The following is a 25,317-nucleotide window of genomic DNA, read 5'->3' as shown; positions in this document are numbered from 1 at the left end:
ACGTCGACGGAAGCACTGCATTGTCTATGGCGGACCGCGCCGTACCCGGTCACACCCCCATCGGAAACACGCGGTGGCCTTCGCTGTCCTTGCGACGGCGCATTTCTTCGGGGTGGTCGAGCCAGTTGGGCCCGCGGTTGCTCAACAGGAACAGATAGACCAGCAGCGAAGTGAAGGTTAGAACGGTGACATAGACGATGAACATTGGCACGTGGCCGGTCTTGAGGGCCGCCGAATAGAGCACCGGCGCCGTGCCGCCAAAGGCCGAGTTGGCGATGGCATAGCCGAACCCGACGCCCAGGGCGCGTACGTGGGTGGGAAAAAGCTCGGCCTTGACCACCGCGTTGATCGAAGTGTAGCCCGTCAGAATGACGAAGCCCACCGTGAGAATCGCAAACGACAGCAGGGGATTGGTGGTTTGTGGAAGCGCGGTGAAAATGACCCACGTGAACAGCGTGCCGCCGATGCCGAAGAACACCAGCAGCGTGCGCCGCCCGATGCGGTCTGAAATAAAGCCGCCGATGGGTTGCAGCACCACCAGGATGCTCAGCGCGACAAGCGAAATGACCGATCCCATGACCGGGCTGCTTTGCGCGAAAGATGCCTTGATGATGTTGGGGCCGTTGATGGAGTAGGCGTAGAAGGCAACCGTGCCGCCCATGGTCACCAGGAAGCAGGCGGCCAGTTCTTTCCAGTAATTGCGCATCAGCTCGACCATCGAGCCAGAGCCTTTGTCTTTTTTGGCTGACCTGATGGCCTCTTGGCTCATGGATTCGTCCATGGTGCGACGCATCCACAGCACGATGAGCGCGCCGATGCCGCCGATGGCGAATGCAAGGCGCCAGCCCCAGCTGCCGATGTCTTCTTTCGAGGTGGCCAGCAACAGCGCCAGAAACAGGGCCTGCGCCAGCACGTGGCCGCCTACCAGCGTGACGTAATGGAACGAGGCCAGGAAGCCGCGATGCTTGGGCACCGCGGCTTCGCTCAGATACGTCGCCGAGGTGCCGTACTCGCCGCCGGTGGCAAAGCCCTGCACCAGCCGGCACAGAATCAGGATCACCGCAGCCCCGCCGCCGATGGAAAGGCGCGTGGGGGTGATCGCAATAATGAACGAACACAGCGACATGATGGTCACCGACAGGGTCAGCGCCGCGCGACGTCCCTTGCGGTCGGCATAGCGGCCAAAAAACCAGGAGCCGACAGGCCGCATCAGGAAGGTAAGGGCGAAAATGGCCCAGATGTAAACGTCGGCGTTCTTGTCATCCGGGCTGAAGAAATGGTGTTCGAACGAGGAGGCGAACACCGAGTAGACATAGACGTCGTACCATTCGACCAGGTTTCCGGAGGAGCCCTTGATGGTATTGGAAACCGAGCGGCGCAAATCGGACGGTAGATTGGGTGCGTCAATGTCTGCCATATTGCCTTTCATCCTTGAGAGCCTCGCTCATGCAGGTGCAAAGACCTTGCGCCGAGGGCTGTGTGCGCCAGTAAATTGTACGGATATAAGCATCCGATGTCATCGAATACGGCGTCGAGCACCATGAACCACTCAACGCAAGCTGGCGAGTATGCGGCTGGACGGTGTAAAGCGGGTGTCGCTCTATATCTAAATGAGAATTATTGTTAATATTATGGGTTTAAAGCGCTTTGTTCATTTCCGAATTCGCCATGTCCCGCCCATCCGCGCCCAAGAAAGGCTGGCTCACCCATTACAGCGAGCTGGTTGCGGCGTGGCGCGGAAAAGCCGGCATGCATGAAGACAGTGAAGATGCCATGCACGATGCGGTGGTGCGTCTGCTTGAAAATGGCGCGGCCACAGTGAACGACCCGCGAGCGTATCTCAAGCGCAGCGTTTCCAACGGCGTGATCGATCGGCATCGGCACCGGGCCGTACTTTCCACGACGCCTCTGCATGAGCTTGCCGAGGGTGACCACCCGGTGGCCCGGGGCCCCGAAGCCGAGGTGTTCTCCCGCCGGCTCGTATCCGATCTCAAGCGCGCGCTCAGCGAGCTGCCCCTGGCCTGCCAACAGGTGTACGTAAGGCACCGGCTGGAAGGCTGGACGCATGCGGAAATTGCTTACGCCATGGGCATTTCTCAAGCGATGGTCGAGAAGCACATGACACGAGCCTTGCAACACCTGAACAGAAGGTTACAAAAGTATGCTCCATAGCTGTTCCGGCTGCGTCGGTGCTCGTCCGTCTATATTTATGAAGGGGTATGCTTTTTTGCCGCGGCAGGCCCGTGTCCGCCCCGTGTTCTTCACGCAATGAAACCTCCAAACGCTTCTTCGAATTCCGGCGACCCGCGTGACCTGGCCGCTTCGTGGTTCGCTCACCTGCATTCCGGCGATGCGACGCAGGAAGATCGGCGCGTATTCGAACAGTGGCGCAACGCTCATCCGGAAAACGATCGGCAATATCGCAACGTACAGCAGTTCTGGGACGCGACGCTGCAGGTTCCCGAAAATGAATTGCGCGAGATACTCGCCCGGCGGGAAGCAGCGGCTCCGCGCGCCCATCTCGCTCGGCGGCGTTTTGGCCTGGGGCTGGCGGGAGTCTGTTCGGCCGCGCTGGTGGGCGGGGTCGCACTTCAAGGCGGTTGGCTTGCGTCGCCGCTGCAAACCATCCAGATCGCCTCACCGCGGGGTGAGCGGCGCCAGATGGTGCTGCCTGATGGCTCAGTGCTGGATATCAATACCGGCACGCGGGCGGTCGCCCGTTTGTACGAAGGCAAGCGGAGGGTCGAACTATTGGAGGGCGAAATCTTCTTCACGGTTCAGCGCGACGAGCGCCGTCCGTTCGTAGTCGACGCGGGCGAGAGCCAGATCGTCGTCACGGGCACCCGCTTCAATGTGCGGTACGACGCTTTGGCGGCCCAGGTCAGCGTCGAGTCGGGATCGGTGGAAGTGTCCAAAGGGCCCTGGTGGAATCGCCATACACGCTCGCTCGCAAAAGGCCAGGGCGTCGATGTGTTGCAAGAGCAAGGCCTGGGCGAGGTCCGGCATCGGGACATCGAGACCATTCTTGCCTGGCAGCGGGGCAAGATCGTTTTTGAGGACATGCCGTTGGCGCATGCGGTGGCGGAAATCAACCGCTACCTTGAGCAGCCGGCGCGGCTGGATGCCCCCGCGCTGCGTCAGCACCGCATCGCCGGCATCTTCAGTGTAGACGACCCGCAGGCGCTGATCGACATGCTGCCCGAATTCGCGCCGGTCCGCGTCTATCGCCTGCAAGACGGGCAGGCCCGCATCGTCGCGAAGTAGTTTCCTTCCTGTTTCCGCACTGGATCACCCGCATACCGTGACCCGGGCCGAGGCTTTGACGCCATGAGCCCCATGGTAGTTTCAAGCAGCCAATGCGATAGTTACAAATTATTTCATAAATGGCTCGCATTCTCATTCCGGCAGTTGGCGAGTTGGCACGTCTTGTTTATGAGGGCGGGCGCTTTGCGATGACGCGATGCATCGGCCGGAGGGACCTTTGGCCAAAGGGTTGTGCGCGCATAACGCGCGGAAACTTCATTCATGGAAATCGTAGGACAGTGAAAACGATAAATTCACGCGCGGCATTGCGCGCGCATGCCTCTGCCGTGCGGATTGGCCTGTCGGCCCTGGCCATCTCCATCGCCGTCGGACTCAGTACTCTTCCCGAGCCCGCGCTGGCGCAAGACGCGCAGGTCGTTCAATTCAACATTCAGTCCCAACCATTGAGCAAGGCGCTGCTCCAGCTTGGAGAGCAGGCATCGCTGCAGATTTTCTTTTCACAAGAGATTGTTGATGGATACACCGCGTCATCCTTGTCGGGAAGTTTCGCCCCGGAAGATGCCTTGAGGCGCCTGCTGGCTGGAACAGGTATTGAATTTCGCCGGACGGGAAGAAACATATCGCTTTCGCGGCCAGCCTCGGAAGAGTCGACGCAACTGGCGCCGGTCAGGGTGCAGGGAAGGCTCCAAGCGACCACGGAAGGGTCGGGCTCTTATGGCGCGCAGGGCGCAACCCTGATGAAAGGGATGGCGTCGCTCAAGGAGATTCCGCAATCCGTCACGGTGATCACCCGCAAACAAATGGACGATCAGCGTCTGGATACGATTGATGAGGTCTTGGAAAATACGCCGGGAATCGTCCTCTGGAAGCGCCCGGGGGGAGGCGGCGACATCATTTCCCGCGGTTTTTCAACAACCAGCATTCAGTACGACGGGGTGCCGCTACCGCGCGGCAGCTATTGGGGCAATTCTTTCGCCGGCAGCTCGGTGTACCTTGACAGGGTGGAGGTGCTGCGCGGCGCCCAGGGGCTGCTGGAAGGCGCGGGCAATCCCGCCGGCGCGGTCAATGTGGTGCGCAAGCGCGGCTTGGCCTACCCCGCCCTGGCCGTCGAGGCGCGCGTCGGGTCCTGGGACAACTACGGCGGACGGATCGAGACGGGAGGCGCCCTGGACGACGACGGCCGGCTGCGCAGCCGGGTGGTGCTGGATTATGAAGACCGGGGATATTTCGTCGACACGGTCGGCGACCACAATCTCAACGCCTATGCGGCGCTGGACCTGGATGTGGCGCCGGATACCACGCTGGGATTCGGCGTGGCGCATTCGCGTCTCAAAGGCAACCGGTCGTTGCGGGGCAGCCTGCCGTTCTTCTCCGATGGCACGGCGCTCGACGTCCCGAGAAGTCACAGGATCGGCGCCCGATGGAGCGACGCCGACCGCAAGGAGACACAGTTGTTCCTCGACTTCGAGCATCGCTTCAACGCGGATTGGAGCATCAAGGTTGCGGGCGTCTACGTCAACGAGTCGTGGGATGCGGTGACGAGCGGCTGGGCGGCCGCCTTGCCCGCACCCGGAACGCGCACCGTACCGGGCTACGGCTACATCTACGACTACGACGCCGTTGCCAAGGGAGTGGACGCGAACTTGAGCGGGCGTGTCCGGACATGGAGTGTCGACAACGACATCGTACTGGGCATAAGCTATTCCAGGCAGAAGCGAAACGACGGCTATCTGCAATGGGCGAACTACATAAGCTACGACATTTTCGATCCCCGGCACGATGCACCCGGATTCGAAGGCCTGCCGCCGTCCTCGGCCGCCGCCGCACGCTACGATACTCGGGAAAAGGGGCTGTACGGCATGGTGCGCAGCCACCTGACGGACCGCCTGACGCTCATATTGGGCGCGCGGGCCAGTTGGTACCGGCGCCTGGACGATTCAGTCTATGGCCAGTCCGAAGCCAAGGAAAGCGGAAAGCTGACGCCGTATGCCGGCGTGGTTTACGACCTTACCCCGCAATGGTCGCTCTATGCCAGTTATGCGGACGTCTTTGAGCCGCAGATAGCGCGCGACGCCCAGCTCAACACGCTCGATCCCATCGTGGGCGCCAACTATGAAGTGGGCATCAAGGGCGAGCTGCTCGATGGCGCGCTCGGCACTTCGCTGGCGGTATTCCGGATCGACCAGAAAAACCGCGCCATCACCGATTACGATTCCCCCCCGTTGTGCGACGGGAACTTTTGCTCCCGGGCCGCAGGCGAGGTCCGAAGCGAGGGCATCGATTTGGAAATTCACGGCGAAGTCTTGCCCGGCTGGCAGTTGAGCGGCGGCTATACCTGGAATCGCAATGAGTTCCTGGCCGACAGCGACCCATCTCGGGTCGGGCGGCCGTTCGAATACGCGATGCCCAAGCATTTGCTGCGCTTGTGGTCGAACTGGCAATTGCCCGGCAACCTGCATCGCTGGCAGGTCGGCGCAGGCGTCCACTACCAGAGCGAGCGACGCAACAGCGCATTCAGGCTGCAGGGCGGATATTCCGTGTGGGACGTCCGGCTTGCCTACCAGTTCGACAAGAATTGGTCGGCGGCGTTGAACATCAATAATGTATTCGACAAGCGCTACTACTCGTCCATCGCTGATTTTCCCGACGGCTACTTTGGCGAACCGCGCAACTTCCTGCTGACACTGAGAGGAAGTTTCTAGCGGCGCCCTGCGCGGATTCGCGGGCGGGTCGCTAAGTTGACGGAACTGCGACCCGCTCGGCGCCGTCCCGCAGCGCCGCGAGCTTCATCCACGTAACGGCGGGATCGATCTTGCCGTAGTTGGCAAACGTTCCGAATCCGCAGTCGGTGCTTGCCAGCACGCGGTCCTCGCCCATGAACGCGACATAGCGCTCGAGCCGTTGCCGGATCAGCTCGGGATGCTCGACATAATTCGAGCAGCTGTCGATCAAGCCGGGAGCCAGGATCTTGTCGTCCGCCAGCTTGGCGTCGCGCCAGATCTCCCACTCGTGTTCGTGTCGAGGGTTCGCGGCCTCGAACAGGATGGTCGACGGCCTGGCCGCCAGGATCGGGCCGATGACCTTCTCGAGGGCAATGTCGCAGTGATGCGGGCCCTCGTAATTTCCCCAGCAGATATGCATGCGCAGCTTTTCCGGGGGAATGTTGCAGGTGGCCGCATTGAGCGCTTCGACGTTCTGCCAGGCGCGCGCGATGAACTCCTCTTCGCTGAGGCCCTGGAAGCCCGTATGAGCCGCCATCGCCAGGTCCGGGCAATCGAGTTGAAGATCGAAGCCGGCCGCGACGATGGCTTCATATTCGGGCCGCATCGCCTCGACCAGGTCGGCCAGATAGGCCTCGTGCGTCGAGTAATGCTGGTTCGGCTGGAAGGCGGTTACCAGTCCGGGCGACGCCGCGTTCATGAAGCCGCGGCCGCCTCGGCCATGCCGCTCGATAGCCGATTTGAAACGGCGGATGTCGGCCAGGCACGGCTCGAGCGTGCGCAGCCTCACCGGGCCGATGCAGGCGGCCCGCACGAATTCCTGGCTTCCCATGATGGCGCTGAGCTTCTTCCTCAGGTCGGGGAAGTCGGCCAGATCCTTTGCGGGCGTGCGATCGACGTGGCCGCCGAAGCCCTCGAGCCGTTCGGTGATGTACGTCGCATAGCCGACCTTGCCGAGCTCGCCGTCGCTCATGATGCCTACACTGGCTTCGACCTGCTTTTGCACGGCATGATCGATGGCCGCTTGAACCACTTGTTCGAAATGCTCGGCATCGACCTCCTGGCCGTGATCGCGAGCAAGCAGCAACTGCGCCAGCTCTTCACCGCGGGGGAGACTGCCGACATGGGTGGTCAGAATGGGCATCACGGTCCTTTTGTCTTTTTGTGGGAAGACGCTAGTTTATCCAAGTATTCAGACCGTAGGCAGGCGCTTTTGCACACGCATCAAGCCCGCTTCGCCGCCCGGCACGATACGCCATGTTCGCGCCGCCACCGTTGTGTTGCGTTGGGTGCGATACATGGGCAACTGCAGCACGGCGGCGTCCGGCTCGGCTTGCAGCAACCGTGCGCTGACGGCCATGCCATCGCTGAACTCCACCATCAGTTCATCGCCCGCGGACAGGCTGGATTCGCCGGGAGCGTCGAGGCTGCGCAGCAAGGCGCCCGGGTAGAGGTGGGTGTTATTGGCAGAGAAACGCCAGAGCATAGAGCCCCCGGTGTCGTTGGGCATGCCGTAACCGTAACCGATTTATGGGCGTCGGCGATGTAAGCAACCGTGTTTGATGAGCGCCCATCTCCTGTCAATGGGGACGAAACGAAATCGATTATGAAACTACCGCTGCTCAGGAGCATAGAGTGTTCGGTTAATATGCACATATAATGTATTGGAAGGCATGCGCATATATTGCGTCAACTCTAAGGAGCCGAACATGCTGACCGCACGTAGTCCTCGCAGCGGCACCAAACGCGCAACCAATGTATCGCTGGCCGACGACTTGCTGTCCGAGGCCAAAGCCCTGCATATCAACATCTCGCAAGCGGCTGAAGCGGGCGTCGCACAGGCCATCGCACGCAAGCGCTCGGAACTCTGGCTGGCCGAAAATCAGGAAGCCATAGAAAGCTCCAACGCCTTCGTTGAAAAGCATGGCCTCCCGCTGGCGAAACACAGGATGTTCTGATGGACCGCTACAACGTCTATCCCGATCCGTCAGGCTCGGGGTATCTTGTCAATGTCCAGGCGGACATCATGCAGCCGTTCAATACGCGGGTTGTTGTCCCGTTGCTGCCGCTGAGCCAAGCGCCCACGCCGGCGAAGACGCTCAACCCTTTGTTCGACATAGACGGTGTTCAGCACGCGATGGTGACTCAGTACATGGCTGCTGTCCCGGTCAGGGAACTCAAGAGCGTCGCATTCAGCCTTCAGCATCGGAACGATGAAATCGTCGCCGCCATCGACTTTTTGTTTCACGGATTTTAGCCGGCAAGGCGAGAACCCTCGCGCCGACCCTACCGACTGTCAGTTGTCTAGTGAATGCCCATTCCCCGTTAATGGGCAAGAGCCAGCCAGTGGACCTTATCCAGGACTGTGCACAGTACTCGATATTAGACACTGTCTAGTATTCGGCCCCAAAAGCAAAACGCCAACCCGTAAAGGTTGGCGTAAGTGCTTGATATTCTTGGTGGCGCATCCCTGATTCGAACAGGGGACCTGCGGATTATGATTCCGTCGCTCTAACCGGCTGAGCTAATGCGCCAAAGACCAAAACTATACCATAATTTTGCGGCTTGTTTTTCACCCTTGCGCCCCCAATTAAGACCGATGAGCACGATACCTTTTTCCATACTCGACCTGTCTCCCATTACCGAGGGCAGCAGCGCCGCGGAGTCCTTCCGCCACACCCTGGACATCGCCCGGCATGGCGAGCACTGGGGCTACAAGCGCTATTGGATGGCGGAACATCATGGCATGCCGGGCATCGCCAGCGCTGCCACGTCCATCCTCATCAGCCACGTGGCGGCAGGCACGTCGTCCATCAGGGTGGGGGCGGGGGGCATCATGCTGCCCAATCATTCCCCGCTGGTCATCGCCGAGCAGTTCGGGACGCTCGAATCGCTCTATCCCGGGCGCATCGACCTGGGCCTGGGCCGTGCGCCGGGTTCGGACCAGACGACGGCGCGGGCGCTGCGGCGCAATCTGGCCGCGAGCGCGGACGAATTTCCCCAGGACGTGCTGGAACTGCTGGATTATTTCTCGGACGAACCCCGCCAGCCGGTGCGCGCGGTGCCCGGCACGGGCCTGAACGTGCCCGTGTGGATACTGGGTTCCAGCCTGTTCGGGGCCCAACTGGCGGCGGCGCTGGGCCTGCCCTACGCATTTGCCTCGCATTTTGCGCCGCAGCAGCTGATGCAGGCCATACAGGTTTATCGCAGCACTTTCCAGCCTTCGCAGTATCTACAAAAACCCTATGTGATGCTGGGCTTCAATGTGTTTGCGGCGGACGACGAGGACGAGGCGCACTACCTGGCGTCCTCGTGGCAGCAGTCGTTCGTAAGCCTGCGCAGCGGCCGGCCCATCCGCCTGCCGCCGCCGGTCAAGGGCTATCTCGACAATATCGGTCCGCAGGCGCAGCATCTGCTCGATCATGTCCTGTCATGCGCGGCCGTCGGCGCGCCCGAGACGGTGGCGCGGCAGCTGCGGGCCTTCATCGACAAGACCGGCGCCGACGAACTGATGATTACGTCGAATATGTTCGAGCACAAGGCGCGCCTGCGCTCGTACGAGATAGCCGCGCAGGTGCGCGAAACGCTGTAGACGGGGCCTGGCAAGGCCTGGCCGCTTGGCGGCGGCCTTGCTTAGGACGCCGGCAGCGCCGAGGCGGGCAGCCCGAATATCCGATCGAACGCCAGATTGAACAGAAAGGTGTAGATCAGGAAGAACACGATCAGGCCCAGGTCCAGCACGAAGGCTTGCCATAGGGACACTTGCAGCCACCAGGCGAAGAGGGGCACCAGCGCGATCACCAGCCCCAACTCGAAACCGAGGGCATGGGCGATACGGCGCATCAAGCCGCGTCCGCGCACCGCCTGACGGGCTTCCCAGTATTCGAAGAGGGTGTTGTATACGAGGTTCCAGAGTATCGCGATAGCCGATGCGGCCACGGCGGCGACGCTCGCATGCCCCAGTTCCTGCCCGGCAAGCTTGGCCAGGCCGACGCTGGCGATGCCTATTGCGATCAATTCGTACAGCGAAACATAGACGACTTTACGCTTGATACCTTGCACTGCGCTCACTTCCTGAAAACGATGGGCCGAAAAAGCCGATCAAAAGGCCGGCGTACCGGCCAAACCCATAATGTTAAACAAGTTTTGCCGTGTTTGCTGGCGCATTCGGCGTTGCAGGGCCGATGTCGCTGGAGTAACAGAGCAGGGCCGGCATCTCGAGCTGTGAGCGTCGGCGCAAGAGCCGGCAGGCATTGAACGAACAGAATTTCGGACGGCAAGACCGAACGTTTCGGGCTTCAAAAACTGAAAGGCCCCGCCTTCTGGCGGGGCCTTACTGCCTAGTTGGGCAGAGACACTTACGTTCACGTAGTGTAGATGGGCTGCCATGGTGGCAGCGGTCTGCCGGTTAAGCAGTGAGTTCAGAATAGTCGATCCACCGGGCCAATAGAACTAGGGAAAATACCCATTATTGGCCGATCCGGAAGCCACGATTCAAGCCGGGGCGGCGGGGCTGCTCTCCGGGGGAGCATCGGCCTGCGGCGCGGTGGCGGGCACGACGGCGGGGCTTGATCCTTCATCGGGCGGGCCCCCGAGCCCGGAAAGCGCGGCGCTGAGGCTGTACAGGGGGGCGAAGGACTCGGCCTGGGCCATGGGCCAGGTCACGCGGAAAATGGTCTGGCTGTACTTGCCTTCGAGCAATTCCCCTTTTGCCAGGTCGGGGAACAGGGCGGAAAGCACGCTGACGCGGCTGGCGGAAATGCGTCGCACGATATGGTGGGGACGCAGGTCGCCCGGATGTTCGACGCCGGCCGCCGCAAGGAGTTCAGCCAGGGCCTTGAGGGTATTGCCGTGGTAATTGGCGACGCGCTGGGCCTTGTCGCCCACCACCAGGCCCTTCTGCCGGCCGGGGTCCTGGGTGGTGACGCCGGTGGGGCATTTGTCGGTATGGCAGGCCTGGGCCTGAATGCAGCCGACGGCGAACATGAAGCCGCGCGCGCTGTTGCACCAGTCGGCCCCCAGGGCCATGGTGCGCGCCATGTCGAAGGCGCTGATGATCTTGCCCGAGGCGCCCAGCTTGATCTGTTCGCGCAGCCCGATGCCGACCAGGGTGTTGTGCACCAGGCGCAGGCCTTCGCGCAGCGGGGTACCCACATGGTTGACGAATTCGATGGGCGCCGCGCCGGTGCCGCCCTCGGCGCCGTCGACCACGATGAAATCGGGAGTGATGCCGGTCTTGAGCATGGCCTTGGCGATGGCGAACCATTCCCAGGGATGGCCGATGCACAGCTTGAATCCCACCGGCTTGCCGCCGGAGAGCTCGCGCAGCTTCTGCACGAAACCCAGCAGCTCGACGGGCGTATCGAAAGCGCTGTGGCGCGAGGGGGAGTCGCATTCGCGCCATACCGGAATGCCGCGCGCCTCGGCGATCTCGGGCGTGACCTTGCTGGCCGGCAGGATGCCGCCGTGGCCGGGCTTGGCGCCCTGCGACAGCTTGATCTCTATCATCTTGACGTTGGGGTGGGTGGCCCGCTGGGCGAAGAGCGCTTCGGAAAAGCGGCCCTTCTCGTCGCGGCAGCCGAAATAGCCCGAGCCGATGTTCCAGATGAGATCGCCGCCGTGCATCTCGTGGTAGCGGCTGATGCCGCCCTCGCCGGTGTCATGGGCGAAGTCGCCCAGGGCGGCGCCCTTGTTCATGGCCATGACCGCATTGGCCGACAAGGCGCCGAAGCTCATGGCCGAGATGTTGAACACCGACAGGGAATAGGGCTGGGTGCAGGCCGGCCCTCCGACGGTGATGCGAAAGTCGCTTTCTTTAGGCCGGGTCGGGTTCATCGAATGGTTGATCCACTCGTAGCCGTCGCCGTACACGTTTTCTTGAGTGCCGAAAGGGCGCTTGTCTATGGTGCGCTTGGCGCGCTGGTAGACCAGGGAACGGTCCGAGCGCGAGAAGGGCAGTTCGGCGGAGTCTTCTTCCAGGAAATACTGGCGTATCTCGGGTCGGATGAATTCGAACAGATAGCGCAAATTGCCGATGACCGGATAGTTGCGCCGTATGGTGTGGCGAATCTGGGTGAGGTCGCGCACGCCCAGCGCGACCAGCGCGCCGAACACCACGGTCGGCGCCAGCCACCATGCGCTGACGGCGAAGGTAAGTATCAGGCTGGCCAGAGCGGCGAGGATGACAAGATAGAAAGCGGTATGGCGCGAAACAAAGGACACCGGCGATTCCTTCTCTGGTTATTCTTAGCCTTACAACCATACCAGAACCTTGTTTCGGAATGTAGTGGGCGCTGGGCGGCAAGCACGTGAAACGGCGAAGGCGCCGTCCGGCGCGGAAAAAACGAGCCCCGCCGGGCGGCCGGCGGGGCTGGCTGGAACAGCGTCTCGCGGCGTGCGTGCGCGCGCGCAGTCAGGATTTGGACTTGTGTTCCGGCTTGCCCTTGCGTTTGGTCGAGGCCATGTCGTCCAGTTCTTTCTCGCTCATTGACTTGTACATCGACTTTGAAGCGCCTTTCAGCTCGCCCACCTTCGTGTCGCCGCGCTTGGCGGACAGCGCCGCGCCGGCGGCTTTCTGTTGGGCTTGGGATTTTGCAGGCATGGTCAGCTCCTTGCGGGTTTTATGACATTGCTTCGCGCAGCAAATCCCATGCCCTGGCATGGCTTTCCGTGGCTCATTCCTTGTCGTGGTCCCGATGCGGGCCGCCGTCGAAGTCGAGCGGGATCTTCAGGTAGCGACGGCCGTTTGCTTCGGGCCGGGGCCAGCGGCCGGCACGGATGTTGACCTGGATCGAGGGCAGCAGCAGAGCGGGTGCGGAAAGCGTTTTGTCGCGCTCGGTGCGCATCCGCGCGAATTCTTCTTCGGATACGCCGTCGTGCACGTGCACATTGCCCTGCCGCTGGGCCTCGATGGTGGTCTCCCAGGCGTAATGGTCGCGTCCCTCGGCCTTGTAGTCGTGGCATACGAACATGCGGGTGGCGGGGGGAAGCTCCAGCAGGCGGCGGATGGACCGGTACAGCGTTTGCGCGCTGCCGCCGGGGAAATCGGCCCGCGCCGTGCCGTAGTCCGGCATGAAGAGCGTGTCGCCGACGAACACCGCATCGCCGATGACATATGAAATGCAGGCGGGCGTGTGGCCGGGCGTATGCATGACGCGCGCCTGCAGTCCGCCTATGGCAAAGGTGTCGCCATCGCGGAGCAGCTCGTCGAACTCGCTGCCGTCGCCCGAGACCTCCGGCAAGTTGAACACGGGCTTGAAAATGGCCTGGACCTTGCTGATGTGCTCGCCTATGCAGATCGGCGCGCCGGTCTGCTCCTTGAGAAAGGGCGCGGCGCTCAAGTGGTCGGCGTGCGCGTGGGTTTCAAGAATGCGCACGATGTCGAGGCCCGCCGAGCGGGCGGCCGTCAGCATCTGCTCGGCCGACTTTGTAGAGACTTTGCCGCTGGGGTGGTCGTAGTCCAGCACGGGGTCGATGAAAACCGCCTGGCGCGATTCCGGATCCGCCACAAGGTAGCTGACCGTGTTGGTGGCTTGGTCAAAGAAGGCCTGGACGCTGGCTCGGTTCGTCATGAGATATCTCCTCCGTCTGGTCTGCCGATTGGAACATGCTAGCAGTTGGCGGGCAAAGCGCATGCCTCCGGCTTCGGCGGCCCAAGCCGCGGAGTGCTATCGTCGCAGTGCAAGCGAAGCTTGAAATCGGGCGCATGGCGGGTCCACAAGAATCGGGAATGAGGCGATGGGGCGGGAAATCGAGGTATTGATCGGCGACTGGGGGCAGCTCGGAGAGCGGGCGGGCGCCCTGCGTCACGAGGTATTCGTGGTCGAGCAGGGCGTGCCCGTCGAACTCGAACTGGACGAATACGATGCCATTGCCGTCCATGCCTTGGCCCTCGAGGGCGACACGGTCGTGGGAACGGGGCGGCTGTTGCCGGACGCCCACATCGGCCGCATGGCGGTGCGCGCCGCCCATCGCGGCCGCGGCGTGGGCGCAATGCTGTTGACGGCCCTGGTCGAAGCGGCACGCCGCCGCGGCGATCCATCGGTGGCGCTGGCCGCTCAATGGCATGCCCGGGGTTTTTACCGCGCTTACGGCTTTCAGGCCGAAGGCGAAAAATTCATGGACGCGGGCATCGAGCACATATCGATGCGCAAGGTCTTCTAGGGCCTGTCGACACTAAAAGGCCAGCCGTTCGCCCGGACGGCCCGGCGCCATCCGGGCACGTTCCGAGCGGACAAGAAAAAGCCCCGTAAATCGATGATTTACGGGGCTTCTCCCAAGAATAGGGTGGTGCCCAGAAGAGGACTCGAACCTCCACACCTTGCGGCACATGGACCTGAACCATGCGCGTCTACCAATTCCGCCATCTGGGCTTAATAAGAGTATGCTAACGTTTTAATCATGTGGCCCTTAAATAACTTAACAAGCCGCATACACCTAAAACTACGCTCTCTTATTCTTGCTGATGCAGGGTAACTCAAACTAATTTGCTGCCTGCGCCAGCGAAGAATCGTAGTATAACCTATTTTTTCATCAAACGGAAAGTTTTCTTTGGCAAAGCGAATAAAAAACGAAAACGACAGTCAGACTTCCAACAGTGCACACTCGCTGCCGCCCGATTTCGATCCCGGTGTTCCCAGTCGCGAAGCCGTATTGGAACTGCTGCGCGCCACAGGCCAGGCATACGACGTGCAGGGTCTGGCCCAGGCAATGGGCGCAAGCTACCCTCTGTCGGTAGGGTTCGATCGGCGCCTGAAGGCGATGGAGCGCGACGGACAGATTTTCTACAACGCACAGGGACAAATTTTGGCGGCACCGAAGGTCGATTTCATAGCCGGACGGGTACAGGGCCATCGCGATGGCTTCGGTTTCCTTTTGCGTGACGATGGCGGGCCCGATCTTTTTCTGGCCCCGCGCGAAATGCTCAAGGTGCTGCATGGCGACCGGGTGCTGGCCAAGCCCGATGGCGAATACCGCGGCAAGCCCGAGGCCACCATTGTCGAAGTGGTCGAACGTCGCACCGACAAGCTGGTGGGGCGCTTCCTGCGCGAGCCGGGCATCAGCATCGTGGTGCCCGAAGACCAGCGCATCAAGCACGACATCCTCATTCCCTCGGGCGATACGGCCGGCGCCGAACATGGCCAGGTGGTCACGGTGCAGATCATGCAGCAGCCCACGCGCCACACCCAGCCGCTGGGGCGGGTCATCGAAGTGCTGGGCGAAATCGACGACCCCGGCATGGAGATCGAGATCGCCGTGCGCAAGTTCGACGTTCCCGTCGATTTTTCCAAGGCGGCCATGGCTCAGGCGGGCAAGCTGCCCACCGCCGTCAAGCCGGGCGAACTCAAGGGCCGGGTCGACCTGCGCGACCTGCCCTTCATCACCATCGACGGCGAAGACGCGCGCGATTTCGACGATGCGGTGTTCTGCATGCCCATCGACATCGGCACCGAGAAGCGCAAGCGGCCGGCATGGCGGCTGCTGGTCGCCATCGCCGACGTCAGTCACTATGTCACGGCCGGGTCGGCGCTGGACGACGACGCCTTCCAGCGCGGCACCAGCGTGTACTTTCCACGCCGCGTCATCCCCATGCTGCCCGAATCGCTGTCCAACGGGCTGTGTTCGCTCAATCCGGACGTGGACCGCCTGGTGCTGGTCTGCGACATGGTCATTCCCGCCAACGGCGCCAAGGCGGGCATCGTCTCGGCCTACCAGTTCTATAACGCCGTCATCCATTCGCACGCGCGCACCACCTACACCGATGTGTGGGCCGCGCTGCAGCAGCCCAATGGGCCGGCCGCCCAGAACATGCAGCACGTCATGCCGCACGTGCTCGACCTTTACGAGCTCTACCAGCTACTGTCCGAATCCCGGGCGCGGCGCGGCGCCATGGAGTTCGAAACGGTCGAGACCAAGATCATCTGCAACCCGCTGGGCCGCATAGAGCGCATCGTGCCGTACGAGCGCAACGACGCCCACCGAATCATCGAGGAATGCATGCTGGCCGCCAATACCTGCGCGGCCGATTTCACCAAGCGCAACAAGCGCATCAGCCTTTACCGGGTTCACGAAGGCCCTACGCCCGAAAAGCTCAAGGCCCTGCGCGACTACCTGCGCAACATCGGCCTGGCGCTCGAGGGGGGCGACGAACCCACCACCCACGATTACGCCCGCCTCCTGCAGGCCGCACGGGGACGGCCCGACTACGAAGTGCTGCAGACCATGTGTCTGCGCTCGCTGCAGCAGGCCATCTACAGCCCCGAAGAGTCGGGCCACTTCGGCCTGGCCTATCAGCACTATGCGCATTTCACTTCGCCCATCCGGCGCTATCCCGACCTGCTCACGCATCGGGTGATCAAGTCCATATTGCAGAACAAGCGCTATGTGCCCGACATCGACGACGTCAATGCGGCGGCGGAGCTCACGCCCGGCGAGCGCCAGCACGCCATCTGGGAAAAGCTCGGCCTGCTGCTGTCGGCGCGCGAGCGCCGGGCCGACGACGCGTCGCGCGACGTCGAGGCCTGGCTCAAGTGCTGGTTCGTCAAAGAGCACGTGGGCGAGGTTTTCAGCGGCCGCGTGACGGGCGTGGCGCCCTTCGGGCTGTTCATCACGCTCGACACCCTGTTCGTGGAAGGTCTGGTGCACGTGTCGGAACTGGGTTCGGACTACTTCCAGTACAACGAGAGCCTGCACGAACTGCGCGGCGAGCGCACCGGCATACGCTATCGCCTCACCGATCCGGTGCAGGTGCAGGTGGCGCGTGTCGATCTCGAGGCGCGCCGCATCGAATTCCGGCTGGTCAAGGGCACCACCTTCAAGGCCTTGCAGAAAGCCGTGGCCGAGCCTCGCGAGGCGGCCGCGCGGCGCGGCAAGAAGGCGGCGTCCACCAAGCCCGAGGCGCTGAAGGGCACGACGGCGCGCGAGCGCAGGGCGGCCGAAAAACGCGCCGCCAAGGCGCCGCGGAAAGCCGCCAGCAAGTCCGCGGCCAAGTCCGGCAAGACGGCTCCGCGCAAACGGCGCTGAAGCCCTGGCAAGGCCCGGCACAGGGGGCGCTTGCGGGCGGAGAGTAAAATCGCCTGATACTCTCCGCTTTGTTTTCCAGAAGGAACCCCATGTCCCAACAGGTCCTGGCCGGCTTTCACGCCGTCACAGCGCGGCTGCGCCATGCGCCGGCCACCATTCGGCAGTTGTATGTCGAGGCCTCGCGGCGCGACAAGCGCATGCAGTCGCTGATCGAACAGGCTCAGGCGGCGCAAGTGCGCGTGCATCCCGTGCCGGCCGACAGATTGGAAGGCCTGGCGCGCGGCACGCGGCATCAGGGCGTCGTCGCCCTGGCCGACGCCAATACGCTGGCGACGGATATCGACGAAGTGCTCGACGGCCTGGAAGAGCGCGGCGAAACGCCTTTGCTGCTGCTGCTCGACGGGGTCACCGATCCGCACAATCTCGGCGCCTGCCTGCGCACCGCCGACGCGGCGGGGGTGCACGCCGTGCTGGCGCCGCGCGATCGGGCGGTGGGGCTGGGCGCCACCGTGCAGCGCGTGGCCTGCGGCGCGGCCGACACCGTGCCCTACATCATGGTGACCAACCTGGCGCGCACCATGCGCCAGCTGAAAGAGCGGGACATCTGGCTGGTGGGCACCGACGATCAGGCCGAAGGCGGCATGCACGGCATCGACGGACGCCGCCCCATGGCATGGGTCATGGGCGCCGAAGGCGAGGGCATGAGGCGCCTTACGCGCGAAACCTGCGACGAACTGGTGCACATTCCCATGCTGGGCGCGGTGGAAAGCCTCAACGTCAGCGTGGCCAGCGCCGTATGCCTTTACGAAACGGTGCGCCAGCGCACCGCAAGCGGCTGACGCGCCATCGCACAGGGCCCGCCGGCTGCGGTTGCGAGGCTCGCCCCGTTCGGCTTCATTTCTTACACATCTCATTCACAGTATCGTGAGCTGCCATGGCTAACAACGGCTTTACCACCACTCTCGTTCATTCGGACAGGCGCTCGACCGTCGAGCACGGCGCCATCCACAAACCTCTGCATCCGTCTTCGGAGTACGCTTTCGCCGACTCGCGTGAGCTGGCCGCCGTGTTCCAGGGCAAGGCCGGCTTCACCTACGCGCGCCAGGGCACGCCGACCACCGCGGCCCTGGAGGCCAAGATCACGCAGATGGAAGAGGGCGTCAACACCGTCAGCTTCGCAACCGGCATGGCGGCCCTGAACGCGACCTTCTTCACCCTGCTGCGCGAAGGCGACCATCTGATTTCCAGCCAGTACATCTTCGGCAACACCAACAGCCTGCTCAGCACGCTTGCGGCGCTGGGCGTGGAGGTGACTCTGGTCGACGCCACCGACGTTGCCAATGTGGCGGCCGCGCTGCGCCCCGAAACCCGCATGGTGTTCGTAGAGTCCATTGCCAATCCCGGCACCCAGGTGGCCGACATGAAGGCCATCGGAGACTGGTGCCGCGAGCACGCGCTGCTTTACGTCGTCGACAACACGCTGAGCACGCCCTGGCTGTGCCGGGGCAAGGACATGGGCGCGGGGCTGGTCGTCAATTCGCTGTCCAAGTACATCGGCGGACATGGCCATGCATTGGGGGGCGCGGTCACCGATACCGGGCTGTACGACTGGTCCGACTATCCCAACATTGCCGAGGTGTACCGCAATGGTTCTGCCCGAGGCTGGGGCCTTACGCAGATCAAGAAGAAGGGCCTGCGCGATATGGGCGGCACCTTGTCGGCCGACTCGGCCCATCGCATATCGGTGGGTTCCGAAACGCTGGCCTTGCGCATGGAACGATGCTGCGGCAATGCCTTGGCGCTGGCCCAAGCGCTCGATGCGCACGCCAAGGTGGCGCGGGTCAGCTACCCGGGCCTGGCATCCCATCCCCAGCACCGGCGGGCCGGCGAGCTGTTCGGCGGCCGCTACGGCGCTTTGCTGGGTGTGGAGCTGATCGATGGCATCGATGTGTTCGAGTTCCTCAACCGTCTGCGCGTCTTCGTGCTGGCCACGCATCTGGGCGACACGCGCACGCTCGTGCTGCCCGTCGCGCACACCATCTATTACGAGATGGGTCCCGAACGCCGCGCGCTGATGGGCATCGCCGACAGCATGCTGCGCATCTCGGTGGGCATCGAAGACGTGCAGGATCTCATCGACGATTTCCGGCAGGCGCTCGAATCAATGTGAACGCTTGGAATGCGGGGCGGGGCGCTTCGCCGAAGCGTGGCCCGGCCCGTCGGCCGGCATGCCCGAGAAAAAAATAGCGCCTTGCAGGACGGCAAGCCGAAGCGTCGCGGCGCGCACTTTTTTTGTGCGTCGAGGGGGCTTCGGAAATTTACATTTTTTAAACCGGTCATTTGAAAAAAGTGAGCAATCGTGCGGGTTTTGGGCGCTTTTCCCCTTGACACGGCCTTATTTCAAAGGCTTAATACGCGTTAGCCGGTAGGCAGCGTCTTTACTGACATTCCCGCCAGTCAATTGTGGTACCTGCACGTGAACGTGCTGTGTTTTTTTGGTCAAAAATGCCGGCACGGGGCAGCTTGCCCAGGCCGGTCATAATAATTTTCAGGGGTATACCTTAATGAACAAGACAGAGCTCATCGAACACATCTCCACCAAGGCCGACCTCTCCAAGGCCGACGCCGGTCGCGCCCTCGAAGCCTTCATCGGCGCGGTCAAGACCACCCTGAAAAAGAAGGGTTCGGTCACCTTGGTGGGCTTCGGTACTTTCGGCGTTTCCGAGCGTGCCGCCCGCACCGGCCGCAACCCGCGCACCGGCGAAGCCATCAAGATCAAGAAGGCTCGCGTGCCCAAGTTCCGTCCCGGCAAGGCTCTGAAAGACGCCGTCAACTAAGTAGGCGCTGGCCCGTTTGCCTGCCTTGAGCGGCCGGGCTATAATCGCTAGGCTTTTTTGGCACGAAGTGGCCCGAAATGTGAAGTGACCCCAAAGGTCGAACCTTGAAGGTTCGCATGGCAGTATCGCAGTGCAGCACATATTGTGTTTTGCCACATGCAGATGCCGCTCGGGGTGCTTAGCTCAGTTGGTAGAGCGGCGCCCTTACAAGGCGTAGGTCACAGGTTCGACCCCTGTAGCACCCACCACAAACTGCTTCAAGAATGAAGGACTTATGAGTATCGTCTCATAAGTCCTTTTTTCTTTTTCGCTTGTCGGCACTTGGCTTGCTGGCTCCTTTTTTATCGTGGCTTTTGCTTTATCTGAAGTGGCTGGACAATTTTTATGTTGCAGTGCACAATAGATTTCAAGTCATAGGTAACGAGGAGGAGCCTGGGATCTTCAGCGATGAAGAAGAGAGATCGCAGCCAGGCATCGCCATTTATGAACGAACTGGATTTTCGTCTGCTGGCCGAACATGCTTCCGACATGATCTGCCTGGTGGACGGCGCGATGAAAATGACCTATGCCTCGCCGGCCTGCGAGCGGCTGCTTGGCTGGAAGCCCGATGAAATGGTCGAAAAGGGCCCGGACGTTTTCGTGCACCCGGACGATTTGCCGATTATCTGCAAGGCGCATCGCGAACTGCTGAAGCATGGCGTCGACTGCGTGCCCATCGTGGTGCGCATGCGCAAGAAAACGGGCGGCTACGCGTGGATGGAAGTCAGCGCGCAACTGGTGCCCGCCGCGGCGGGGCAGGACGGACATCAGATCGTGCTGGTCATGAGGGACGTTTCGGCGTGCGTCAGGCCCAAGGCCGCTTCGGCCGCACAGGCCGAGGGCAATGCCGTCGCGGCCCACCGCCAATATAGCGAAAAGATCGCGTCGCACATCATTACCGGCGTAGGCATGTACCTCACGGACCCGGGAAGAATCGCCTTTGTGGAATCGATCAGCCGCAGCGCCGACGAAGTGGTGTGCTGCGGCTATGTGCTCGGCCACAAGCGCCGGAATTCTCCCGTGCAGCTGCTGGAATGGCTGCCCGATGGAGAATGCGTCACCGCGGGCGAAAAGCGTCACCGCATCACGCAGCGGATCTGACCGGCGGCGGTTACCCCGAAACGCTCAGGCGTATCGTGCCGGAGCAGAGCGTCATGCCCAGCGCAAGCCGCCCCTCTTCGCGAACGAGAAGATGGACGCAGTCCACCTCGGCTTCGGCAGTGAGCCGGCTGCGGGACTCCTGGCCCTCTCGCGCTGGCGCCTGCACGATGATGTGTTCGCGCCAGGTGACCTTGGCAGTGGCCGCGTCGGTGCCGTGCGTGACGACGTCGCGCAAATTCATGTCCAGCGAATAGTCGGCGATGCCTTCCTTGCCGGCGGCGGCGCCGAACATGCCGCCCAGTTGCAGGATGTCTTCCTTCTCGAGCGTCATGGCGATGCTGCCCGTGTGGGCGCCGTCTTTCTGGATGCGGACGTCGACCTGGAAGCAGGTCCCGTCGGCGACGTTGGTGTCGGTCCATTCGAGGATCATGCGCGGATCGTAGTCGCGCATCAGCCCCTCGGCTTCTTCGCAGATGCGCTGCAGGTATTTGCGTACGTCTTCGGCGGACAAGCCCTGTGTGTCGGAAATCATGATTTACCCTCCTCGACCGCCTGCTTCAGGTCGTCGTCGGAAAGAATGCGTGTATCGGGATCGGCCGTACCGCCGTCGGGCGGCGAGAAGCGCAGCTTCTCCATGTAGGGAGTGGGCTTCTTGCGGCGATAGTCGGCGAATTCCTTGGCATAGTACTGGCGGGCCTGCTCGATGTCCTTGGCGCCGGTGGCGATGTCGTGCATCAGATTCAGCGCCAGGAAGTTGGCCTGTTCGTCATGGCAGCGCGCCGAGACCTCGCCCTCGGTGCGATTGATCACGACACTGCCGTCGAAGGCGCAGATGTCCCGAGCCTTGGCGATGGGAAAACGATAGTCGATGACCGATTCCACGGAATCCAGGTGCGGAGCCGGAAAATTATGCTCGTGCACCTGCCGCGAAGCTACGATTCGCTTCCACGGGCCCGGCTTGTGCCAGGTGACTTGGCTGGCGTTGACTTCGTCGGGTTCTCCGTACTGATCGACGACGAGTTGCGCGGCTTCGCGCGCGTCCTCGGGCCAGTCGGCGATGGATGGGGAATAGGGTTTGCCGGCCATGGCGTCCTCCGATGTCTGGATAAGGTACGAGCGTGGGCCAGCAATCGGCATTCCCTCCGGAAAAAGCGTGCGGCCCGCGATGCGATGGCTTCGCGGGCCGCACTTGCCGGTAAGAATGTTCAATCCGCCGCTGCGAAGGCGCCGTCCTTGATGGTCAGCATCATCTGGGCCTGCTTGTCGAAGCCGAAGTGGTCATCCTTGGTGTAGGTGATCACGCCTTGGGTGACGGGGATGCTGCCGTGGGTTTCGAGCGCCTCCTTCAGGCCGGTGCGGAACTCCTGCGTGCCGGGCTTGCCTTTTTCGAGCGCCGCGGGCACCACCTTGTCCAGGATGAGATAGGCGTCATAGGCGTGCGCGGCGAACTGATTGCGCGAGCCGTCGCCGTTTTTCTTTTCGTAGGCGTTGACGAAGTCGACCGCGATCTTCTTGGACGGGTGCGAGTCGGGCAGACCTTCGGGCAGGACGGCCAGGCCCGAGACGACGAAAGAGCCTTCGACCGCCTTGCCGCCCAGGCGGATCAGGTCGCGCGAGGCGGCGCTGTGGGTCTGGTAGATTTTGCCCTTGTAGCCGCGCTCGACCACAGTGGTGTGGGGCATGGCGGCGCCGCTGCCCGAGGCCACGATCAGGATGGCGTCCGGCTTGGTGGCGATGGCCTTGAGCGCCTGCGCCGTGACACTGGTATCGGCGCGGGCATAGCGTTCGGCGGTGGTGATCTCGATGCCGGCTTCTTTGGCCAGGTTGGTGAGGTCGCGCAGCCAGCTTTCGCCGTAGGCGTCGTTGTAGCCGATGAAGGCAAAGTTCTTGACGCCGTGTTTCTTCATGTGGTCGATGACGCCGCCGGCCATGACGGCGGTGGACTGGGGCAGGCGGAAGGTCCAGGTGCCTTTGCCCTCGGGAAACTCGGCCGGTGCCGCGGCAAGCTGCACTGTCTGGCCTTCGGCGGCCGCCTCGCCCATGGCGATGGCGGGCGTGGTGGTGCTGGAGCCTATGATGACGTCGACCTTGTCTTCGGAGATGAGGCGTTGCACGTTCTTCTGGGCTTTTGCCGGGTCGCTGCCGTCGTCGAGGGTGATGAACTTGACCTTTTCGCCGCCCACGGTCTCGGGCCACAGGGCAAAGCCCGTATTGACGGGGATGCCCAGGCCGGATGCCGGGCCCGTCAGCGACAGGACGACGCCTATGGTGAGGTCGGCGTGGGCCGCGGGCGCCGCGCCCAGCCCCAAAGAGGCGGCCAAGAGCGTTGCGCGCCAGAGTTTCTTGTTGATCATTGTCGTGTCTCCTGAGTAGTGCCGCGGACCTATGCGCCGCGGGCGTCGTTATGAATTCTTGCCCGGCTTCAGCACGCCGGGATCGGTCTCGTCGTAAAGGGCCTCGACCAGCCGGGCGCGATGGCTCAGCACGGCGCGCTGATTGATCGAACCCTTGTCGGTGATTTCGCCGCGATCGAGAGAGGGCGGCTCGACCAGCACCAGGCCGCGCGCGATGCGGGTGGCGCTGCCCGTGCCGAGATTGTGCAGGCGCTCGATCAGCTGCTGGAAGAAGCCGCGCACCGGCGGGCTGGACAGCACGGCTTCGGGGGCGGCGTCTTCAGGCAGGCCCGAGAGCAGCCGGCATTGAACCAGGTTGGGTATGATGAGCACCCCGAGTTCGCGCCGATTGTGTCCGGTAATGACGGAGTCTTGCAGATAGGGCGCGCCCTCGCGCGCGACCTGCGCCCGCAAGGGACCCACGTTGACCCAGGTGCCGGTGTCGAGCTTGAAGTCTTCGGCCACGCGCCCATCGAAGACGAAACCCCGGCGCGGGTCGTCGGGGTCGAGCCATTTGACGGCGTCGCCCGAGCAGAAGAAGCCCTCGTCGTCGAAGGCCTCGGCGGTTTTCGCGGGTTCGCGCCAGTAGCCCGGCGTGACGTTGGGGCCCTTGTAGCGGACCTCGATCTTGTCGCCGTTGGGCACCAGCTTGAATTCCATGCCGGGCAGCGGATGCCCGATCTGGCCCGCCAGGGCGCGCTCGTCGAGCACGAACATCGCCGAGGGCGAGGTTTCGGTCATGCCCAGGCCGGTGGTCATGACGATGCGCTCGCCGCAGGCTTTTTCGGCCGTGGCGTGGAGTTTGTCCCATACCGGCTGGGCCAATGCTGCGCCCGAGTAGAACTGCATCTTGACGCGGCTGTAGTACTTGGCGCGCAGGGCTTCGTCCGCCTCGAGCGCATTGGCGATTTTTTCCCAGCCGATGGGCACGTTGAAATACACCGTGGGCGCGATTTCGCGCAGATTGCGCAGCGTGGTTTCCATGCCCTGCTCGGTGGGCTTGCCTTCGTCGATGTACAGCGTGCCGCCGTTGTACAGCACCAGTCCCAGATTGTGGTTGCCGCCGAAGGTGTGGTTCCAGGGCAGCCAGTCGACCAGCACGGGCGGCTCTTCGGTAAGAAAAGGCCAGGCCAGCACCATCATCTTGAGGTTGCTGCACATCATGCGCTGGGTGTTGATGACCGCCTTGGGCAGGCTGGTGGAACCCGAGGTGAACAAAAACTTGACGATGGTGTCGGGCCCCGTCGCGCGCTGCGCGGCATCGACGGCCCCGGCGGCGGGCGTGGCCAGCAATTCGCTGAAAGGGGTGCAGGGCCGGTCGATCTGCTCGGGCCGGGTGGAGGTGAGTTCGATATCGGGGCCCATGGTGGCGCGTATGGCGTCGCCATAGGTCTGGGCGTCGGACACGAACACCAGGCCCGGCGTGACGACTTCAAGGACGTGGCGCAGTTTTTCGTAGTCTTTGGAGACCAGGGAATAGGCCGGCGAAATGGGCGAGTAGGGTACGCCGGCGAACTGGCAGCCCAGGGCCAGCAGCGCCTGCTCTATGTCGTTGCCCGACAGCATCAGTACCGGCCGGTCGGCATCGAGCCCGCGGTCGAGCAGGGCCTGGCCGATTTGCCGCGCCGCTTGCAAGGCGTCGGCGTAGCTGATGCGGCGCCAGGGGCCATGGCCCGGCTCGCGCTGGGCGATATAGGTGCGATCGGGAGCCTGCGCGGCCCAGTGGATCAGCTTGTCGGTAAGGCGGTCGGGATAGTCGCCCAATTGCCCGGGCGAACGCACATAGGTGTATCCGTTCGCGCGGGTCTGGACTTCGATGTCTTTGGGGCCGAGGGCCACACTGCGATAACGCGGTGCTGTCTCCATGATACTTTGTCGTTTTTCCGAATGATGCTTGAAGAATAATATCAAGTAGCCTGATATTGGGCTTATACTACACGT

The 25,317-nt window shown here is 62.6% G+C and carries 23 protein-coding genes and 3 tRNA genes; 13 read left to right on the top strand and 13 right to left on the bottom strand.

The features are described from left to right. Window positions 1-49: 49 nt before the first annotated feature. Window positions 50-1,417 (bottom strand): MFS transporter, encoded by a 1,368-nt coding sequence (locus tag CSC67_RS16240; RefSeq protein WP_118995525.1) that lies wholly within the window; start codon window positions 1,415-1,417, stop codon window positions 50-52. Between the two features lie 251 nt (window positions 1,418-1,668). Here CSC67_RS16240 and CSC67_RS16235 point away from each other — a divergent pair, with 251 nt between their 5' ends. The 3 genes from CSC67_RS16235 (at window position 1,669) to CSC67_RS16225 (ending at window position 5,966) form a co-directional block, all read left to right on the top strand. Next, entirely contained in the window at window positions 1,669-2,172 is a 504-nt protein-coding gene (locus CSC67_RS16235) for a sigma-70 family RNA polymerase sigma factor (protein ID WP_118995524.1), read from the top strand. A gap of 96 nt (window positions 2,173-2,268) precedes the next feature. Then, window positions 2,269-3,264 carry a FecR family protein gene (locus tag CSC67_RS16230; RefSeq protein ID WP_118995481.1) on the top strand — a complete coding sequence of 332 codons (996 nt, stop codon included), beginning with the start codon at window positions 2,269-2,271 and terminating at the stop codon, window positions 3,262-3,264. Window positions 3,265-3,542: 278 nt separating this feature from the next. Next, complete coding sequence (locus tag CSC67_RS16225) at window positions 3,543-5,966, top strand: TonB-dependent siderophore receptor (protein ID WP_209304341.1); 2,424 nt, start codon at window positions 3,543-3,545, stop codon at window positions 5,964-5,966. A 31-nt stretch (window positions 5,967-5,997) separates the two neighbouring features. Here CSC67_RS16225 and CSC67_RS16220 read toward each other — a convergent pair whose 3' ends face one another. Beyond that, window positions 5,998-7,128: a cobalamin-independent methionine synthase II family protein gene (locus tag CSC67_RS16220; protein WP_118995479.1), complete on the bottom strand. Its 1,131-nt coding sequence runs from the start codon at window positions 7,126-7,128 to the stop codon at window positions 5,998-6,000. Between the two features lie 48 nt (window positions 7,129-7,176). Beyond that, window positions 7,177-7,494 (bottom strand): hypothetical protein, encoded by a 318-nt coding sequence (locus CSC67_RS16215; RefSeq protein ID WP_135227473.1) that lies wholly within the window; start codon window positions 7,492-7,494, stop codon window positions 7,177-7,179. A gap of 199 nt (window positions 7,495-7,693) precedes the next feature. Between CSC67_RS16215 and CSC67_RS16210 the strand changes: the two genes are divergently transcribed. Further along, a complete protein-coding gene (locus tag CSC67_RS16210; protein WP_118995477.1) occupies window positions 7,694-7,942 on the top strand; it encodes a type II toxin-antitoxin system CcdA family antitoxin in 249 nt (82 codons plus the stop codon). Beyond that, window positions 7,942-8,241: a CcdB family protein gene (locus CSC67_RS16205; RefSeq protein ID WP_118995476.1), complete on the top strand. Its 300-nt coding sequence runs from the start codon at window positions 7,942-7,944 to the stop codon at window positions 8,239-8,241. The genes CSC67_RS16210 and CSC67_RS16205 overlap by 1 nt, the downstream gene beginning before the upstream one ends. Before the next feature lie 200 nt (window positions 8,242-8,441). Here the strand turns inward: CSC67_RS16205 and CSC67_RS16200 are convergent. Beyond that, window positions 8,442-8,518 (bottom strand) — tRNA-Met (locus CSC67_RS16200). A 65-nt stretch (window positions 8,519-8,583) separates the two neighbouring features. Between CSC67_RS16200 and CSC67_RS16195 the strand changes: the two genes are divergently transcribed. Further along, window positions 8,584-9,576, top strand: coding sequence for an LLM class flavin-dependent oxidoreductase (locus CSC67_RS16195; RefSeq protein ID WP_118995475.1), 993 nt, complete (start codon window positions 8,584-8,586; stop codon window positions 9,574-9,576). Between the two features lie 41 nt (window positions 9,577-9,617). On the opposite strand, the gene CSC67_RS16190 is transcribed toward CSC67_RS16195, so the two are convergent. From CSC67_RS16190 to CSC67_RS16175, 4 genes are all read right to left on the bottom strand, one after another. Continuing rightward, complete coding sequence (locus CSC67_RS16190; RefSeq protein WP_118995474.1) at window positions 9,618-10,046, bottom strand: PACE efflux transporter; 429 nt, start codon at window positions 10,044-10,046, stop codon at window positions 9,618-9,620. A gap of 432 nt (window positions 10,047-10,478) precedes the next feature. After that, a complete protein-coding gene (locus CSC67_RS16185) occupies window positions 10,479-12,206 on the bottom strand; it encodes an FMN-binding glutamate synthase family protein (protein WP_118995473.1) in 1,728 nt (575 codons plus the stop codon). A gap of 190 nt (window positions 12,207-12,396) precedes the next feature. After that, a complete protein-coding gene (locus CSC67_RS16180) occupies window positions 12,397-12,585 on the bottom strand; it encodes a DUF3008 family protein (protein WP_118995472.1) in 189 nt (62 codons plus the stop codon). Window positions 12,586-12,658: 73 nt separating this feature from the next. After that, window positions 12,659-13,555 carry an MBL fold metallo-hydrolase gene (locus tag CSC67_RS16175; RefSeq protein ID WP_118995471.1) on the bottom strand — a complete coding sequence of 299 codons (897 nt, stop codon included), beginning with the start codon at window positions 13,553-13,555 and terminating at the stop codon, window positions 12,659-12,661. A 166-nt stretch (window positions 13,556-13,721) separates the two neighbouring features. On the opposite strand from CSC67_RS16175, the gene CSC67_RS16170 reads away from it, so the two are divergent. Continuing rightward, complete coding sequence (locus tag CSC67_RS16170; protein ID WP_118995470.1) at window positions 13,722-14,147, top strand: GNAT family N-acetyltransferase; 426 nt, start codon at window positions 13,722-13,724, stop codon at window positions 14,145-14,147. A 124-nt stretch (window positions 14,148-14,271) separates the two neighbouring features. Here CSC67_RS16170 and CSC67_RS16165 read toward each other — a convergent pair. Then, a tRNA-Leu gene (locus CSC67_RS16165) sits at window positions 14,272-14,356 on the bottom strand. A 178-nt stretch (window positions 14,357-14,534) separates the two neighbouring features. On the opposite strand from CSC67_RS16165, the gene rnr reads away from it, so the two are divergent. From rnr to CSC67_RS16135, 6 genes are all read left to right on the top strand, one after another. Next, the gene (gene rnr, locus CSC67_RS16160) at window positions 14,535-17,006 is read left to right on the top strand and encodes a ribonuclease R (protein ID WP_118995469.1); all 2,472 of its coding nucleotides are present in this window, start codon (window positions 14,535-14,537) and stop codon (window positions 17,004-17,006) included. A gap of 89 nt (window positions 17,007-17,095) precedes the next feature. Then, on the top strand, window positions 17,096-17,845 hold the full coding sequence (rlmB, locus tag CSC67_RS16155; RefSeq protein WP_118995468.1) for a 23S rRNA (guanosine(2251)-2'-O)-methyltransferase RlmB: 750 nt from the start codon (window positions 17,096-17,098) through the stop codon (window positions 17,843-17,845). A gap of 95 nt (window positions 17,846-17,940) precedes the next feature. Continuing rightward, on the top strand, window positions 17,941-19,176 hold the full coding sequence (locus CSC67_RS16150) for a cystathionine gamma-synthase family protein (protein WP_118995467.1): 1,236 nt from the start codon (window positions 17,941-17,943) through the stop codon (window positions 19,174-19,176). 325 nt (window positions 19,177-19,501) lie between these two features. Beyond that, the gene (locus tag CSC67_RS16145) at window positions 19,502-19,843 is read left to right on the top strand and encodes an HU family DNA-binding protein (protein ID WP_167752930.1); all 342 of its coding nucleotides are present in this window, start codon (window positions 19,502-19,504) and stop codon (window positions 19,841-19,843) included. Between the two features lie 172 nt (window positions 19,844-20,015). Beyond that, window positions 20,016-20,091: transfer RNA gene (locus tag CSC67_RS16140), tRNA-Val, on the top strand. Window positions 20,092-20,326: 235 nt separating this feature from the next. After that, a complete protein-coding gene (locus CSC67_RS16135; protein ID WP_167752929.1) occupies window positions 20,327-20,983 on the top strand; it encodes a PAS domain-containing protein in 657 nt (218 codons plus the stop codon). A gap of 10 nt (window positions 20,984-20,993) precedes the next feature. Here CSC67_RS16135 and CSC67_RS16130 read toward each other — a convergent pair whose 3' ends face one another. From CSC67_RS16130 to CSC67_RS16115, 4 genes are all read right to left on the bottom strand, one after another. Continuing rightward, entirely contained in the window at window positions 20,994-21,515 is a 522-nt protein-coding gene (locus CSC67_RS16130) for a hypothetical protein (RefSeq protein WP_118995464.1), read from the bottom strand. Beyond that, window positions 21,512-22,069, bottom strand: coding sequence for a hypothetical protein (locus CSC67_RS16125; RefSeq protein WP_118995463.1), 558 nt, complete (start codon window positions 22,067-22,069; stop codon window positions 21,512-21,514). The genes CSC67_RS16130 and CSC67_RS16125 overlap by 4 nt, the downstream gene beginning before the upstream one ends. A gap of 119 nt (window positions 22,070-22,188) precedes the next feature. After that, a complete protein-coding gene (locus tag CSC67_RS16120) occupies window positions 22,189-23,337 on the bottom strand; it encodes an ABC transporter substrate-binding protein (protein ID WP_118995462.1) in 1,149 nt (382 codons plus the stop codon). A gap of 48 nt (window positions 23,338-23,385) precedes the next feature. Beyond that, window positions 23,386-25,242: a feruloyl-CoA synthase gene (locus CSC67_RS16115; RefSeq protein WP_118995461.1), complete on the bottom strand. Its 1,857-nt coding sequence runs from the start codon at window positions 25,240-25,242 to the stop codon at window positions 23,386-23,388. Window positions 25,243-25,317 lie beyond the last annotated feature (75 nt).

The sequence above is a fragment of the Pusillimonas caeni genome, assembly GCF_003545815.1.
Classification (GTDB): domain Bacteria; phylum Pseudomonadota; class Gammaproteobacteria; order Burkholderiales; family Burkholderiaceae_B; genus Pusillimonas; species Pusillimonas caeni.
This window is presented reverse-complemented; position numbering and strand designations above follow the sequence as displayed.

What these genes read in the sequence shown, in the direction of transcription:
- CSC67_RS16240 (WP_118995525.1), bottom strand. Translation starts at nt 1,417, where the DNA reads ATGGCAGACATTGACGCACCCAATCTACCGTCCGATTTGCGCCGCTCG.
- CSC67_RS16235 (WP_118995524.1), top strand. Translation starts at nt 1,669, where the DNA reads ATGTCCCGCCCATCCGCGCCCAAGAAAGGCTGGCTCACCCATTACAGC.
- CSC67_RS16230 (WP_118995481.1), top strand. Translation starts at nt 2,269, where the DNA reads ATGAAACCTCCAAACGCTTCTTCGAATTCCGGCGACCCGCGTGACCTG.
- CSC67_RS16220 (WP_118995479.1), bottom strand. Translation starts at nt 7,128, where the DNA reads ATGCCCATTCTGACCACCCATGTCGGCAGTCTCCCCCGCGGTGAAGAG.
- CSC67_RS16215 (WP_135227473.1), bottom strand. Translation starts at nt 7,494, where the DNA reads ATGCCCAACGACACCGGGGGCTCTATGCTCTGGCGTTTCTCTGCCAAT.
- CSC67_RS16210 (WP_118995477.1), top strand. Translation starts at nt 7,694, where the DNA reads ATGCTGACCGCACGTAGTCCTCGCAGCGGCACCAAACGCGCAACCAAT.
- CSC67_RS16205 (WP_118995476.1), top strand. Translation starts at nt 7,942, where the DNA reads ATGGACCGCTACAACGTCTATCCCGATCCGTCAGGCTCGGGGTATCTT.
- CSC67_RS16195 (WP_118995475.1), top strand. Translation starts at nt 8,584, where the DNA reads ATGAGCACGATACCTTTTTCCATACTCGACCTGTCTCCCATTACCGAG.
- CSC67_RS16180 (WP_118995472.1), bottom strand. Translation starts at nt 12,585, where the DNA reads ATGCCTGCAAAATCCCAAGCCCAACAGAAAGCCGCCGGCGCGGCGCTG.
- CSC67_RS16175 (WP_118995471.1), bottom strand. Translation starts at nt 13,555, where the DNA reads ATGACGAACCGAGCCAGCGTCCAGGCCTTCTTTGACCAAGCCACCAAC.
- CSC67_RS16170 (WP_118995470.1), top strand. Translation starts at nt 13,722, where the DNA reads ATGGGGCGGGAAATCGAGGTATTGATCGGCGACTGGGGGCAGCTCGGA.
- rlmB (WP_118995468.1), top strand. Translation starts at nt 17,096, where the DNA reads ATGTCCCAACAGGTCCTGGCCGGCTTTCACGCCGTCACAGCGCGGCTG.
- CSC67_RS16150 (WP_118995467.1), top strand. Translation starts at nt 17,941, where the DNA reads ATGGCTAACAACGGCTTTACCACCACTCTCGTTCATTCGGACAGGCGC.
- CSC67_RS16135 (WP_167752929.1), top strand. Translation starts at nt 20,327, where the DNA reads ATGAACGAACTGGATTTTCGTCTGCTGGCCGAACATGCTTCCGACATG.
- CSC67_RS16130 (WP_118995464.1), bottom strand. Translation starts at nt 21,515, where the DNA reads ATGATTTCCGACACACAGGGCTTGTCCGCCGAAGACGTACGCAAATAC.
- CSC67_RS16125 (WP_118995463.1), bottom strand. Translation starts at nt 22,069, where the DNA reads ATGGCCGGCAAACCCTATTCCCCATCCATCGCCGACTGGCCCGAGGAC.
- CSC67_RS16120 (WP_118995462.1), bottom strand. Translation starts at nt 23,337, where the DNA reads ATGATCAACAAGAAACTCTGGCGCGCAACGCTCTTGGCCGCCTCTTTG.
- CSC67_RS16115 (WP_118995461.1), bottom strand. Translation starts at nt 25,242, where the DNA reads ATGGAGACAGCACCGCGTTATCGCAGTGTGGCCCTCGGCCCCAAAGAC.